The 14,762-nt window shown below is 62.2% G+C and carries 12 protein-coding genes; 3 read left to right on the top strand and 9 right to left on the bottom strand.

The window, feature by feature from the left end; translation table 11 throughout:
• Positions 1–37 precede the first annotated feature (37 nt).
• Complete coding sequence (gstA, locus tag O0K41_RS09890) at positions 38–640, bottom strand: glutathione transferase GstA (protein WP_164222010.1); 603 nt, start codon at positions 638–640, stop codon at positions 38–40.
• A gap of 127 nt (positions 641–767) precedes the next feature.
• Between gstA and O0K41_RS09885 the strand changes: the two genes are divergently transcribed.
• The gene (locus O0K41_RS09885; protein ID WP_239503559.1) at positions 768–1,655 is read left to right on the top strand and encodes a LysR family transcriptional regulator; all 888 of its coding nucleotides are present in this window, start codon (positions 768–770) and stop codon (positions 1,653–1,655) included.
• Here the strand turns inward: O0K41_RS09885 and O0K41_RS09880 are convergent, their stop codons facing one another.
• Complete coding sequence (locus tag O0K41_RS09880; RefSeq protein ID WP_164222006.1) at positions 1,656–2,084, bottom strand: hypothetical protein; 429 nt, start codon at positions 2,082–2,084, stop codon at positions 1,656–1,658. It abuts the gene before it with no gap.
• 376 nt (positions 2,085–2,460) lie between these two features.
• Here O0K41_RS09880 and O0K41_RS09875 point away from each other — a divergent pair, with 376 nt between their 5' ends.
• Positions 2,461–3,156 (top strand): hypothetical protein, encoded by a 696-nt coding sequence (locus O0K41_RS09875; RefSeq protein WP_164222004.1) that lies wholly within the window; start codon positions 2,461–2,463, stop codon positions 3,154–3,156.
• Positions 3,157–3,166: 10 nt separating this feature from the next.
• Positions 3,167–4,282, top strand: coding sequence for an XRE family transcriptional regulator (locus O0K41_RS09870; RefSeq protein ID WP_164222002.1), 1,116 nt, complete (start codon positions 3,167–3,169; stop codon positions 4,280–4,282).
• Positions 4,283–4,555: 273 nt separating this feature from the next.
• Here the strand turns inward: O0K41_RS09870 and O0K41_RS09865 are convergent, their stop codons facing one another.
• The 7 genes from O0K41_RS09865 to O0K41_RS09835 form a co-directional block, all read right to left on the bottom strand.
• Positions 4,556–5,893 (bottom strand): ATP-binding protein, encoded by a 1,338-nt coding sequence (locus tag O0K41_RS09865; protein WP_164222000.1) that lies wholly within the window; start codon positions 5,891–5,893, stop codon positions 4,556–4,558.
• Entirely contained in the window at positions 5,886–6,485 is a 600-nt protein-coding gene (locus O0K41_RS09860) for a DUF4062 domain-containing protein (RefSeq protein WP_164221998.1), read from the bottom strand. The genes O0K41_RS09865 and O0K41_RS09860 overlap by 8 nt, the downstream gene beginning before the upstream one ends.
• A gap of 224 nt (positions 6,486–6,709) precedes the next feature.
• A complete protein-coding gene (gene lpdA, locus O0K41_RS09855; protein WP_164221996.1) occupies positions 6,710–8,146 on the bottom strand; it encodes a dihydrolipoyl dehydrogenase in 1,437 nt (478 codons plus the stop codon).
• 63 nt (positions 8,147–8,209) lie between these two features.
• The gene (sucB, locus tag O0K41_RS09850; protein WP_164221994.1) at positions 8,210–9,412 is read right to left on the bottom strand and encodes a dihydrolipoyllysine-residue succinyltransferase; all 1,203 of its coding nucleotides are present in this window, start codon (positions 9,410–9,412) and stop codon (positions 8,210–8,212) included.
• A gap of 40 nt (positions 9,413–9,452) precedes the next feature.
• Positions 9,453–12,284 (bottom strand): 2-oxoglutarate dehydrogenase E1 component, encoded by a 2,832-nt coding sequence (locus tag O0K41_RS09845; protein ID WP_005410271.1) that lies wholly within the window; start codon positions 12,282–12,284, stop codon positions 9,453–9,455.
• Between the two features lie 186 nt (positions 12,285–12,470).
• Complete coding sequence (locus O0K41_RS09840; RefSeq protein WP_088436789.1) at positions 12,471–13,367, bottom strand: GNAT family N-acetyltransferase; 897 nt, start codon at positions 13,365–13,367, stop codon at positions 12,471–12,473.
• Positions 13,368–13,375: 8 nt separating this feature from the next.
• Positions 13,376–14,761 carry a cupin domain-containing protein gene (locus O0K41_RS09835; RefSeq protein WP_308304497.1) on the bottom strand — a complete coding sequence of 462 codons (1,386 nt, stop codon included), beginning with the start codon at positions 14,759–14,761 and terminating at the stop codon, positions 13,376–13,378.
• Position 14,762: the final 1 nt, after the last annotated feature.

Here is a 14,762-nt window from a genome sequence, read left to right as displayed (position 1 = left end):
AGCCGAGCATGGGCTCGGCTCTACAACGGTTCGCGCATCAGGCCGCCTCTGCGCGCAGTGCGGCCTGCACCGCCGGACGCGCGTTGATCCGGCGGACATACGCCTCCAGCGCCGGCCACGCTGCAAGGTCGATCGCAAAGAACCGGCACCAGCCCAGCACCGTGAACAGATAGGCGTCGACCACGCTGAAGTCGGGCCCCATCAGGAAGTCCTGCGCCGCCAGGGTTTCCTGCAGCAGGTCGAAGCGCTTGAACAACTTCTGCCGGAAGAATGCCTTGGCCGCTTCCGGCAGATCGGCATTGAACAGCGGCGCCGAGCCGGCGTGGATCTCGCTGGTCACGAAGTTCAGCCATTCCTGCAGGCGCACGCGTTGCCAACTGCCCGCTGCCGGGGCCAGACCGCTGTCCGGCCGCAGATCGGCCAGGTACTGGACGATGGCCGGGCCTTCGGTCAGCACCTGGCCGTCATCCAGTTCCAGCGCGGCCACGTAGCCCTTGCGGCTGATGGTGCGGAAATCGCGACCATCGCTGGTGCGCTTGCTCGCGTTGTCGACCTTGATCAGTTCGAAGGGGAGGCCCAGTTCGCGCAGCACGATATGCGGTGACAGCGAGCAGGTGTAGGGGGCGTAGTACAGCTTCATGGGGGATCTCCGTTGGCGGGGAAGCAGGCGTGGGGCCTGCCGATGCAGGGCAGTCTGCCCAGCCGGGGAGGGGTGGTAAAATCAATGTTTGATTCGGTATCCATAAGCTGAGCTACTGCCGCACATGATGAATCTCGCGCATTGGCGGCTGCTGGTTGCGGTGGCTGACGAGGGCACGATCTCGCGCGCCGCCGAGCGCGTGGGCATCAGCCAGTCCGGTGCCAGCCAGGCCCTTGCCCAGCTGGAATCCTCACTGGGGTTTGCCGTGTTCGTGCGCGAACGTCGCCAGGTGGATGTCACCGCGCTGGGCCAGCAGGTGATCGAACATGCGCGCACCATGCTGGGTGGCCTGCAGGCCATCCGCGCGCTGGCCGACGACAGCCAGGGGCTGAGCGGGGCGCGCATCCGGCTGGCGACGTTCCCCTCGATCGTTTCAACCGTGCTGCCTGCGCTGCTGCGCGACTTCCAGCGCCGCCACCCTGGCATCGAAGTGGTCGTGGTGGAGGGCACGGACGAGGAGGTCGAGCAGTGGCTCGACTCGGGCGCTGTCGACGTGGGCGTGGTGATGAACCCCGCACTAGCGCGGTCACCCGTGGCCCTGGGCAGCGACGCGTGGGTGGCGGTGCTTGCACAGACCCATCCGCTGGGGCGTCGTGCGACCGAGCGCGGGATCGCGCTGGATGAACTGGCCGCCGAGCCCTTCATCCTCGCCACCGGCGGCTGCACGGTGAACGGCCAGCGGCTGATGGAAGACGCGGGCCTGCACTTGGCCGACGCACGGATCACGGTGCGCGACTGGGCCAGCGCCTGTGTGCTGGTGCGCGAGGGCCTGGGCGTTTCGCTGGTGCCCGAATCGACCTTGCCGACGGACCGTCACGGGCTGCGGGTGTTGCCCGTGGCCCCCGGCATCCGCCGCGTGTTCGGCCTGGTCTGCTCGGAGGTGGGGCGTGCATCGCGCGCCACGCAGGTCTTCGTGCAGGCGCTGGCTACCGCCGCTGCAGGCCGCGCGTCCTGATCAGCGTGAGCCCGCGGCCGGCGGTGCAGGGATGACCTGCTGCTGGCCATCGCTGTACATCATCATGATCTTCTCGCCGCGGTAGGGCAGTACGACTTCGGGCCGCCACGGATTGTCCTTGGGCGAGGTGGCCTTGGCCATCGGCTTGCAGCCGCTGTCCTTGATGCCGCAGCGGCGGATCGCAACCTGCAGGGTGCCACCTTCGGAGCGGTAATCGACCCCGGGAGAGTAGAACAGGGTTTCGCCCGGCATGCTGTAGCGGATCCTGATCTGGTTGGCGCCGTGCGGGCTCACTTCGACCGGCTGCACCGAGGCCCTGCGGTAATCGCCTTCAAGCGGTTCGGCTGCGCAGGCCAGCAGCGGAACCAGGGTTGCCATCAACACCACCGCAGCGGTGCGGCACGGGCGGGCGAGGGGGATCGAGCGCATGGACGTTCCTTCCTTGGTCAGATGCCCCGATCATTGGACCGCCGCATTGCAGCGTCAAGGCACTCAGTGACGGCAACAAAAACAGAACCGCCGAATCGGGGTTTTCGTCTGCAGGCAGGTCAGTTGAGGCAGAGGAACGGGCGCTGACGGATCTGTTGCCGTAGAGCTGCGTCCTGCATTGCTTGGTCTACATTTGGCGCCGCGAAGCGGCGCGTCGGCGCGTGGCTCTACGGTCAATCCGGAACCATTGGTCTTGAAGAAAAATCCCTATCCTAGCGGCGAAGCTCCGCGTCTTTGCTGTCCCGAGAGTGCTTGCATTTCCGGTTTTTATACCACAACATGAGGTCTCGATTCCGGAAACGCAAAGGTCGTCTTCGTGAGCAAACTTGAGCTGTCCAGTTTTGGCCCTCGTCGGGCAAAAGCGATTGTTGAACCCGCAGAGGTTGAGGCCCGTCTTCACGGGCTGCATCCAGACCTGACGTCCGTTATGTTGCGTGCTGCCGTTATTGGTGGTCTCGGTGCTCGAAATGATGTGACGCGGGCTTCCGCTCCTACTGCGGCGGGTGTCCAGCAATGGCTCAAGACGGTCGAGGACCTGCGCACGATCCTGGCCAAGGTTCAATGGAAGATTCATGAGCATAAAAATTGCCCTTTTATCAGTTCTCCGGAGCATGAAGTGTCAATTGTAGTGATGACCGGAAATGCTGAGACGGGCAGGGAAGGCTTTGATGATCCTACCAATCAGGCCGAGAAGGGCGCTGTCGCAGAAGGTTACGTGCAGAGCAACTACCAGCAACTTGAGCTGTTCAACGGTAATTCGCTGAAGGTTGCTAGAAGAAAGGGGAAGGAGACTCAAGTCTGGGCCCTGCTTTATCATTACGATCGGAGTTTGCAACAGGTTCGCTTCGAGCTTTCCTTGCCGACTGGATTTAGTAGGAAGAAGATCACGCAGTGGGGAGAGCGCTTGATTTTTGGAGCCGTTCCTAACGGCCCCGATGAGTTCATGATTCCGAAGGGAGAGCCAAACATCCCAACCACGGTTGAAGTTGTGCCCAAGAAGGGTGCGTTTTGAGTAGAAATTTATGTCTGACATTAATCCCAAGCAAATTTCTTTTGCCAGGATTAGACGGCGCCTGACGAAGGCGCAATTTGCCAAGGAATTGGGCGTAACGAGTCGTAGCGTTCAGAATTATGAGTCCGGAGCTTCTGCTCCGGACCTGGAAATGCTGGCGCACATGGCGAAGTTGCTCAGATTTCCACAGAGCTTCTTTTTTGTTGAGGATGACATGCCCGAGATTCAGGGGCATGCGGTTAGCTTTCGTAAGCTTTCGAAGATGACAGAGGCGACAAAGGCGTGTGCGTTTGCGGCTGGTTCAATCGCTTTCAAGATAAATCAATGGATTGAAGATCGCTTCGATTTGCCCTCGGCGGATCTGCCTGATCTGAGTGACCTGGGGCCGGAGGAGGCTGCGGCGACACTTCGCCGTGCGTGGAGTTTGGGTAATGCCCCTATTACGAATATCGTTCATTTGCTTGAGTCGAAAGGTATTCGTGTTTTCTCGTTGGTCGAGGAAACTCGGGATGTGGATGCCTTTTGTACTTGGTACGAAGGTAAACCTTTTGTTTTCCTGAACACCTTGAAATCTGCTGAGCGCAGTAGGTTTGATGCAGCGCATGAGCTGGGCCATCTTGTCCGTGACGTCTACACGATGCAGCATGGGGCGGGGCATGGGCCGGAAATGGAGCGGCAGGCGGACGCCTTTGCTTCCGCTTTCTTGATGCCTGAGGACAGTGTGGTTTCCTATCAACCGCCTGTTTGTACGATCAAGTATTTGATGAAGCTGAAGCATTACTGGGGCGTTTCGTTGGCTGCACTGGCCTATAGGTTTCGGTCTCTCGATTTGGTCAGTGAATGGAGTTATCGTAGCTTGTGCATAGAGATTGCGAAAAATGGTTATCGGACTAATGAGCCGGAGCCAATGGAGCGTGAGACTTCCCAGCTATTGGGGAAGGTGATGGATAGCCTTCGCGAGCATGGAAAGGGACGTCGGGAGATTGCTGCGAGCTTGAATTTGAGTGTGGATGAAATTGATGCACTCACGTTCCAGCTGACTAAGCTATCGGTGGTTTCGGGTGGAGCTGTTTCAACATCGAGCACAGCTCAGAAGGCACCGCCAAAGCTTCGACTAGTTAAATGACACCGGATGATGCGCAGTTCCGATTCATTTGATTTCTATAAAGAGTGAGAACGAAAAGCCCCGCCGAGGCGGGGCTTCTTCATTTCACAGCAAGGCCGGCCAGTTGGCCTTGTGGATGGCGCGCTTGCTTATGGCCATGGGGGCTTCGTGGACGAATTCTGGCAGTGAAGGGTGCGCATGGCCGATCTAGACTCCACTTGGTGCAGGACTTCTCTAAACAGCTGATGCAAGAGCGGCTTGCATCATACTCTGCCCATGCTGAGGAAGGTCGGACTATAAAATTTGGTCCGTACGAACATAATAGTCGTCGTGTGGACTTCTTACGAAATAACCAAGCTCCACCAGGTCTTCCAGATCCTGGAAGGCACTGGTGCGGCTGATATTAGGATACGATTCCATGTAATCTTGAGTCGACACAACTTCACCAGGCTGCGTGTGGGCCGCAAATTGCTTTGCGTTAAGTTCATCATCGCGCTGTGCTCTTGGGGCGAGCGAAATCGTGAGTTTTACTCCATCGCCAACTGAAGCCCACACGGGATCTCGGAGACCAGATTTTCGGCATTCTGAGACGATGCGTCCGGCCCCGCTACCCCATTGCTCAACGAGGCCTCTTACATGGGCTATATTGGCAATGTCAGGATTTACAGGGCGGGATACTTGAATGGAGGCAATGCTCTCCGCAGAGATTCCTTCCGGCAGGTTCCCAGGATTCCAAATCTCCAGCCTATTGGGATGGAGGGAGATCATCACAAAGGCGTTGGTCTGCGAGTAGTCGCGGTGAACGAGGGCATTCATCACCGATTCCCGTATTACAAAGGCTGACAGCTGTCGGTTGTCATGCCGTGTGTATCCATCGAAGTGGGACGAAATCGGAATGTGTCGCTCAAGGAATGATGTTATCTCATCAAATAAGTGGAAAAGTCCGCCCTGAATTATCCTGCTGTCTCTAAATGAAGATCGATCAGGCCCATCAAAAGCGGCGATCTTCACCTTTGATTGGTCAAGCCCTATTCCGGCCTTCGCGAAAAGTACGGCGGCCGAATTGAATATTTGGCCCGATGCAGATACACGCATGCTATCAAGCGCGTCCGTCTTATCACGAGCGTGCAGTTTATCTCCACCCGGGCGATCAAGCATTAGTCGCCAAGTGTTGAGAACCTGGTCGCCGTCGAGATCCTCGTAGTCCAACCCTGACGCTGGTTGGCGTTCCCAGCGCACTGGTTCCTCTGCTCGAGATGAGATCATTGACGATATCTCACGAGGTGTCGCCTGCTTCACAGCGCCCTCGTGCCAAATGTAAATGCCATCGTCAGCGACATAGGGGCGATCCGTCCCGGGTGGAACATCAATGATGATAATAGAGCGTTCTTTGATTTTCCGATCGATCACTGAAAATGCAGCCCGGGGGCTAATGATGTCTCGAATTCTGTAGGAGATTTCCTCTTTTTCGTGCCACTCGGGAATCCCCTGCACGCTCCCATCCAAAGAGACGCCCAGCATTATGCGGCCACCTGAACCATTCGCCAAGGAACATACCGCGGCTGCTACATCATTAATGTAAAAATTCTCAAAGACAACTAAGTTGTCGATATGGCTTGTACTCTTATTCATGAGCTTGTGTCACTTCCGAAGTTGTGGTCGGGTGTTGGAATCGCGAGACTTCGGAGAACTGACTTTCTATATACTCAAGCAATGATGTGTCGTCGGAAAACTGTTGAACCCAATTGCCCTGACGTTCGCTGATGGGCCGATCAGCTAATGTCGCGTCGTCATAGAGGTCTATTACGCGGATGTCGTCGATGACTGGGGTCTTCTTAAAGAAGGTGTGGTGACGGGGGGTGCCGTCCGCTTCCTTTCTAAATTGCTTCAGAAGGTGCCTCGCCGTTACCACGTCTCGATGGGCTACCAGATAGCGCGGTTTTCCTAGTTCTATTGCTTTTAGAATTTCTTTGTGGGTAATGGAGGGCTCATCGCCGTCTATGCCGCTTCCATAGCGCCCGTTTATTATTCCAAGCACGATGTCCGCTTTTTCAACTCCGGCAATGCAGTTCTCGAATGCAGTCAGGCCTGGATTTACCGGCATCGTCCCGCGATGCGACATCCAGACCTTATAGCCATACCCTCGAAGTACTGCGAAAATCTGATTTAGTAACGCCTCTTGGCCATATACAGATGAGCTGACAAAGATAGTTGGAGGGGTCATCGTGCACTTCCTTTCGATCCCATTAGATTGTCAGTCCGGGCGTGAGGCGTCAAGAACGCAGTCCGAAAGGATGTCTGCGTGTTTTTGTCGAAGAGATGAGATGCAGTGGTCGGCAGAAATGTTGCGCGTTGACTGTCATTACGCAAACAAAAAACCCCGCCGAAGCGGGGTTTTTCGTCTGCAGGTGAGTGCCGGCCAACGGTCGGCACCTACCATGATGCAGATCAGTTCGCCTTGTGGATGGCGCGCTTGCTGACCGCCATCGCCGCGTCGTGGATCACTTCCGACAGCGACGGGTGGGCGTGGCAGATGCGGGCCAGGTCATCGGCCGAGCCGCTGAACTCCATGGTCAGCACGCCTTCGTGCACCAGTTCGGAGACGTTGGCGCCGACCAGGTGCATGCCGAGGATGCGATCGGTTTCGGCATGGGCCAGGATCTTCACGAAGCCAGCCGGCTCGATCATCGCCACGGCACGGCCGTTGGCGGCGAACGGGAAGCTGCCGGCCTTGTACGGAATGCCTTCGGCCTTCAGCTGGGCTTCGGTCCTGCCGACCCAGGCCAGTTCCGGCTCGGTGTAGATGACCCACGGAATGGTGTCGAAGTTGACGTGGCCCGGCAGGCCGGCGATCAGCTCAGCCACCGCGATGCCTTCCTCGAAGCCCTTGTGCGCCAGCATCGGGCCGCGCACGCAGTCGCCGACCGCCCACACGCCGTTGACGCCGGTGTGGCAGTGCGCGTCGACTTCGATCTGGCCGCGCTCGTTGATCTTGACGCCGGTGCCTTCGGCCAGCAGGCCCTTGGTGGCGGCGCGACGGCCAACGGCCACCAGCAGCTTGTCCACGGTCAGGGTCTTTTCGCCTTCGCTGTCGGTGTAGGTGACAACGACTTCCTTCTTCTTGCCCTTGCCGGTGATCTCGGTCTTGGAGACCTTGGCACCGAGGCGGATGTCCAGGCCCTGCTTCTTGAATTCCTTGGCAGCGGTCTTGGCCACTTCGGCGTCGGCCACGGCCAGGAACTCCGGCAGTGCTTCCAGGATGGTGACTTCAGCGCCCAGGCGCTTCCACACGCTGCCCAGTTCCAGGCCGATCACGCCGGCGCCGATCACGGCCAGGCGGTTCGGCACTTCGGTGAAGTCCAGGCCGCCGACGTTGTCGACGATGGTGTCGCCGTCGAACTTGGCGAACGGCAGTTCGATCGAATCTGAACCGGCGGCGATGATGACGTTGGTGCCCTTCAGCTCGACGATGGAACCGTCATGCTGGGTGACCTTGACCACGTTGCCCGGCTGCAGTTCGCCGAAGCCGTAGTAGGCGGCGACCTTGTTGGCCTTGAACAGCATGCCGATGCCGCCGGTGAACTGCTTGACGATCTTGTCCTTGCGGCCAACCATCGCCTCGACGTCGATCTTGGCATCCTTGAAGCTGATGCCGTGGTCGCCAAAGATGTGGCCCATGTTCCAGAACTGGCGCGAGGAATCCAGCAGCGCCTTGGACGGGATGCAGCCCACGCGCAGGCAGGTGCCGCCGAGGGCCGGCTTGCCGTCCTTGCCCAGCGCTGCGTCGATGCAGGCGGTCTTCAGGCCCAGCTGGGCCGCGCGGATGGCAGCGTGGTAACCGGCCGGGCCGGCACCGATGACGACGACGTCGAATTGTTCAGCCATTGAATTATTCCTTGATGCATTACCAGAACCCCTCCGCGCAGGCGCGGAGGGGCGGGAGGTTTCTTACAGGCCGAACAGCATGCGGCCCGGGTTTTCCAGCTGGTTCTTGATGTCCACCAGGAACTGCACCGAATCCTTGCCGTCGATGATGCGGTGGTCGTACGACAGCGCCAGGTACATCATCGGCGCGATCACGACCTGGCCGTTCTGGGCGATCGGACGCTCCTTGATGGCGTGCATGCCCAGGATGGCGCTCTGCGGCGGGTTGATGATCGGGGTCGACAGCAGCGAACCGAAGGTGCCGCCGTTGGTCACGGTGAAGGTGCCGCCCTGCAGTTCATCCAGGCCCAGCTTGCCGTCACGCGCCTTCTTGGCGTAGTCGGCGATGGTCTTCTCGATGTCGGCGAACGACATGCGCTCGACATTGCGCAGGACCGGGGTGACCAGGCCCTTTTCGGTCGAGACGGCGATCGAGATGTCCGAGTAGCCGTGGTAGATGATGTCGTCGCCGTCGATCGAGGCGTTGACCAGCGGGAAGCGCTGCAGCGCGTTGGCGGCGGCCTTCACGAAGAAGCTCATGAAGCCCAGCTTGATGCCGTGGGCCTTGACGAACTCGTCCTGCAGTTCCTTGCGCGCCGCCGACACCTTGGACAGGTCGACTTCGTTGAAGGTGGTCAGCATGGCGGTGGAGTTCTTCGACTCCATCAGGCGCTCGGCAATGCGCTTGCGGATGCGGGTCATCGGCACGCGCTCTTCCGGACGTGCGCCACCGGCCTTGCCGGCGCCGCCGTTGCGGGCGAAGTTGACGATGTCTTCCTTGGTCACCGCGCCGCGACGGCCGGTGCCGTCGACGTCGGCCGGGTTCACGCCTTCGGTGATGGCGGTGAAGCGGGCGCCCGGCGGCAGCGCATCGGCGGCCGACTTGGCGGCCGGGGCCGGAGCGGCGGCAGCGGTCGGAGCAGCAGCGGCCGGGGCAGTGGCTGCTGCCGGAGCGGCTTCAGCAGCCGGAGCCGGGGCAGCAGCCACGGCGCCTTCTTCGATGATCGCCACGACCTGGCTGGAGGTCACGGTCGAGCCTTCGGCGAACTTGATTTCCTTCAGCACGCCGTCGACCGGCGACGGCACTTCCAGGACGACCTTGTCGGTTTCCAGGTCAAGCAGGTTTTCGTCGCGCTTGACGGCGTCGCCCACCTTCTTGTGCCAGGTGGCGATGGTGCCGTCGGCGACGGATTCGGGCAGTACCGGGGCTTTGACTTCGGTGGCCATTGCGGGAGCTTCCTGGTTTGTCTTCTAAATAGGGGGAGGATTATTCAGCGAACGTGTCGTTGAACGGGTTGACCAGCGCGTCGGCGATCAGCTGCTGCTGTTCGCGGACGTGGTCAGCCATGTGACCGGCAGCTGGCGACGCCGAACGTGCGCGACCGGCGTAGTGCAGGTTCTGGCCATCGGCCAGGCAGAACTGCAGGTGGTGGCGGATCTGGTACCACGCACCCTGGTTCTGCGGTTCTTCCTGCGTCCACACCACGTCGGTGGCCTTGCCGTACTTCTTCAGCTCGGCAGCCAGCAGCGCACGCGGGAACGGATACAGCTGCTCCACGCGGATGATCGCCACGTCGTCCTGGCCACGCTTGGTCTGGTCTTCCAGCAGGTCGTAGTAGACCTTGCCCGAGCACAGCACCACGCGCTTGACCTTCTTGGCGTCCGCACTGGCGTCGCCGATCAGGTGCTGGAACTCGCCGTTGGCCAGTTCGTCCAGGGTCGACACGGCCAGCTTGTGGCGCAGCAGCGACTTCGGCGACATCACCACCAGCGGCTTGCGGGTGGTCAGGTGCAGCTGGCGGCGCAGCATGTGGAAGGCCTGTGCCGGGGTGGACGGAACCACCACCAGCATGTTCTCCAGTGCACACAGCTGCAGGAAGCGCTCCAGGCGCGCCGAGCTGTGCTCCGGGCCTTGCCCTTCATAGCCATGCGGCAGCAGCAGGGTCAGGCCGGAAATGCGGCCCCACTTGGCTTCACCGGCGGCGATGAACTGGTCGATCACCACCTGGGCGCCGTTGGCGAAGTCGCCGAACTGGCCTTCCCAGATGCACAGCGTGTTCGGATCGGTGGTGGAGAAGCCGTACTCGTAGGCCATCACCGCTTCTTCGCTCAGCAGCGAATCGATGACGGTGGCCTTCTCCGGCGAATCCACCAGCTGCCGCAGCGGCATGTAGTAGTTGTCGGTCTTCTGGTCGTGCAGGATCGCGTGGCGGTGGGTGAACGTACCGCGACCGACGTCCTGGCCGACCAGGCGCAGTGCGTGGCCTTCGTCGAGCAGGGTGGCGTAGGCCAGGTTCTCGGCAAAGCCCCAGTCGCCCGGGATCTCGCCGGCGGCCATCTTGCGGCGGTCGTCATAGACCTTGGCCACGCGCGAGTGCAGCTGCACGTCTTCGGGAATGGTGTTGATCAGCTTGGCCAGTTCGACCAGCTTGTTCTTCTCGACCTTGGTCGAGACCGGGTCGGACAGCTTGCCTTCCAGCAGCTTCGGCCAATCGACGAACAGCGGGCTGGTCGGCGGGGTCTTCTCGACCTTGGCCAGCTCGGTGGTCACCTCACCGGCATCGAGCTTCTCGCGGTAGGCATCGACCATCGCCTTGCCGGCACCGGCAGCGATCACGCCTGCCTTTTCCAGCTGCTCGGCGTACATCTCGCGGGTGGTCGGGTGCTTGCGGATCACCTGGTACATCAGCGGCTGGGTGATCGCCGGCTCGTCGGCCTCGTTGTGGCCCCAACGGCGGTAGCACATCAGGTCGATGACCACGTCCTTGGCGAACTTCTGGCGGAACTCGAAGGCCAGCTGCGCGGCGAACACCACCGCTTCCGGATCATCGCCGTTCACGTGCAGCACCGGGGCGGCGATCATCTTCGCCACGTCGGTGGCGTAGCGCGTGGAGCGCGTGTCCAGCGGGTTGGAGGTGGTGAAGCCGACCTGGTTGTTGACCACGATGTGCACGGTGCCGCCGACGGCGAAGCCGCGGGCCTGCGACATCTGGAACAGCTCCATGACCACGCCCTGGCCCGAGAAGGCCGCATCGCCGTGGATCAGGATCGGCATGACCTGCTTGCGTGCGGTGTCCTTGCGGCGCTCCTGGCGCGAACGCACGGAACCGGCCACGACCGGGTCGGCGATTTCCAGGTGCGACGGGTTGAACGCCAGCGCCAAGTGCACCGGGCCGCCGTCGGTAGCCACGTCGGCCGAGAAGCCCATGTGGTACTTCACGTCGCCGGCAGAAGCGTGCTCGTCGTGCTCGAACTTGCCTTCGAACTCGTCGAACAGCTTGCGCGGGTTCTTGCCGAGGGTGTTGACCAGCACGTTCAGGCGGCCGCGGTGGGCCATGCCGATCACCACGTCCTTGACGCCATCCTTGCCGGCGCTGCGGATGATGGTGTCCATCATCGGGATCAGCGAGTCGCCGCCTTCCAGCGAGAAGCGCTTCTGGCCGACGTACTTGGTGTGCAGGTAGCGCTCCAGGCCTTCGGCCGCGGTCAGGCGCTCCAGGGTGCGGCGCTGGGTGTCAGCGTCCAGTTGGTAGTTGCCGCCGGCTGCTTCCAGCTTCTTGTAGATCCACTGGCGCTGCTCGACCTCGGAGATGTGCATGAACTCCGCACCGATCGAGCCGGTGTAGGTCGCCTTCAGGCGTGCCAGCAGGTCGCGCAGCTTCATGCGCGGCTGGCCACCGACGCCGCCGGTGCTGAACTCGCTGTTGAGGTCGGCATCGGACAGGCTGTGGAACGGCAGGCCCAGGTCCGGGGTGTTGACCGGCGCGGCCAGGCCCAGCGGATCGAGGCGGGCGTCCAGGTGGCCACGCGAGCGGTAGGCGGTGATCAGACGACCGACATTGCGTTCACGCTCGTCGCCCGCACCGTTGCCGGTGCCGGCCTTCAGCGCTTCCTTGGCCGCGTCCGCAATGTGGGAGATGACGGCCGAGTGCGGAATGTCGCCTGCTTCGCGGCCCTTGAAGCCGTCGAAGTAGGTCTTCCATTTGGGATCGACACTGTCCGGGGAGACCAGGTACTGCTCGTACAGGTCCTCGACATAGGAGGCGTTGCCGCCGGCGAGCTGCGAAGATTGCGCAAACTGCTTCAGTTGATTGTCCACGATGGAGGGTGTTGATTCGCTTTGTGGGGTATGGCTTCAGAAGGACCCGGCAGGAAGATGAATAGCCCTGCGCGGGCGCGTTCAAACAGCCAAATTGTACCCCCATCCGGACAGGAAGGGGCACCAAAACGGGCATCCCGGGTCCCCCGGTGCCGCTTCCAGACAGGTTGAGTAGGCGGTACCCGCTCAGATGCCGAGCGCACGCAGTTCGCTGCAATCGCGCGAACGGTCCCAGACCCGCTGCAATTGCTGCTCGAACGGCTGCGAACGTGCAGGCAGTGCGACGCCTGCCTCGCCGTCGAGGCGATGACCGATCAGACGAAAGTAGAAGTCGCCGGCGTCGTTGAGCAGGCAGGCCGAGGCCAGCGCACGGTCGACCGGGTCGGTGACCTCGCGGAACTGGATCACACTGGGCAGGCGCTGGGCCAAGGCCAGCAGCGGCGCCCCGGCAGACGCGATGGCGGCGGCGTCGTGCACGATCACCCGCAGCTGCTTGTCGTGGCGGGCGGTGACGAAGCGGCGCAGGGCGGCCTGTACCGGCGGCGCGTCGAGCAGTCCCGGGTCCAGCTGACGGCTGTGCAGCCACACTTGGCGGCGGGCGCGGTGGACGATGGCCGTGGTGATGGCCACCGCCTGCTCGCGACTGTCGATGGCACTGGCCGCGCCCAACCGGCGGCGCATCTGCTGGTGGCCGATGCCGGCCTCCTCGAATACCTCGCCTTCCGGCAGGAAGCCCTGGCGGGCATAGAAATCGCGGGCGGGCAGCTGGGCGTGCAGGTGCAGCTCGGCCAGGCCGAGCCTGCGCCCGGCCTCGACCAGTGCCTCCAGCAGGGCCTCACCGACCCCGTGGCTGCGATGGCTGGCCAACACCGCCATGCGGCCGATGCGGCCGTCCGGGGCCAGCCGACCGGTGCCGACCGGCTGGTTGTCACTGTCCAGCGCCAACACATGGGCGCTGAGCGGGTCCAGCGCATCGCGTTCCAGTTCGGCGGCGATGCCCTGTTCCTGCACGAACACGCGTTGGCGCACGTCGTGGATGGCAACGTGGGCGTCGGCGTGGCTGACCTGCTGGACCCGGACCATGGCAGGGCTCAGGCGCGACCGTCGTCGCTGTCGTCTTCGTCGTGATCCTCGAAGTTGACGATGACCTCGATGCCGTCGTCGTGCACGGTCACGGTGTGGACATCGTCGGACACCGCGTCGGCGTCGATCGCGTCGACACGGTCACGCCCTTCGACCACTTCGCCGAGCACCACGGCGTCTTCGCCGTCATCCTCATCTTCAGCGTCATACACCTCGTTCGGATCGATCAGCTGGAACACGCCACCGACCAACAGCTGCTGGACCACCGCGCGGCCCTTGTCGGACAGGCCGCGATAGGCGGCGGCATCGAGCTGCTCGGCGCCGGCCAGGCGCTGCGCGTCCTTCACCGGCAGCGCGAAGTCCTGGCCACTGACGTACAGGCTGGCGCCGCGCTTGGCCCGGCGCCAGGCCAGGCGTGCCCACGGATGACGCTGCAGCAGCAGGCCCGAGGCCAGGGCCTGGGCCACTTCCTCCAGTGCCGGTGCGGCCTGGTGAGCCATCACTTCGCCGGCCGCGCGGTAGGTGGTGATGAAACGGCCGAACCAGTCACCCAGCTTGTCCGGATCGTTCATGCGGATGGCATTGAGCGCGGTGATCACCCGCGCCATCGCCACCGTGTCGATCTCGTTCGGGTCGGCCGGCACCTTCAGGTCGGCATCCTGGTAGCGGATGTTCTCGTCGGCATCGGCGATCAGGGTGTCCAGGTAGTCGCTGATCAGTTCGGCCGACGATGGCGCGCGCATGCCGAAGGAGAAGGTCAGGCAGGGGTCTTCGGCGACGCCGTGGTGCGGCACGTTCGGCGGCAGGTAGAGCATGTCGCCCGGCGCCAGCACCCAGTCGTGGGTGGGCTTGAACACCTTCAGCAGCTTCAGCTCCACGTCGGGGCGGAAGCCCAGCGGCGGCTGCCTGCCCTTGATCGATTCGCTGGCATCGATCTGCCAGCGGCGGTGGCCGTGGGCCTGCAGCAGGAATACGTCGTACTGGTCGACGTGGGCGCCGACCGAGCCGCCGGTGGCGGCGAAGCTGATCATCACGTCATCCATGCGCCAGCGCGGCAGGAAGCTGAAGTGCTCGATCAGGGCGCGCACGTCCGGGTCCCACTTGTCCACGTCCTGTACCAGCAGTGTCCAGTCATGGTCGGGCAGGGCGGGGAACACGTCTTCCTGGAACGGGCCGGTGCGCACGCGCCAGCCGTCCTGGGTCTTGTCGTGCTCGATCAGGCGCGCCAGCACGCCTTCCTCGCAGGCCAGCCCGGCCAGGTCTTCCGGCTGCACCGGGGTCTGGAAGTCGGGGAAGGCGTTGCGGATCAGCAGCGGGCGCTTTTGCCAGAAGTCGCGCAGGAAGGTGGCCGGCGCCATGCCCAGCGGCTGGCCGGGGCGGGCGGTGACTTCGATG

The organism is Stenotrophomonas sp. Sm2128, assembly GCF_030985535.1.
Taxonomy (GTDB): domain Bacteria; phylum Pseudomonadota; class Gammaproteobacteria; order Xanthomonadales; family Xanthomonadaceae; genus Stenotrophomonas; species Stenotrophomonas maltophilia.
This window is presented reverse-complemented; position numbering and strand designations above follow the sequence as displayed.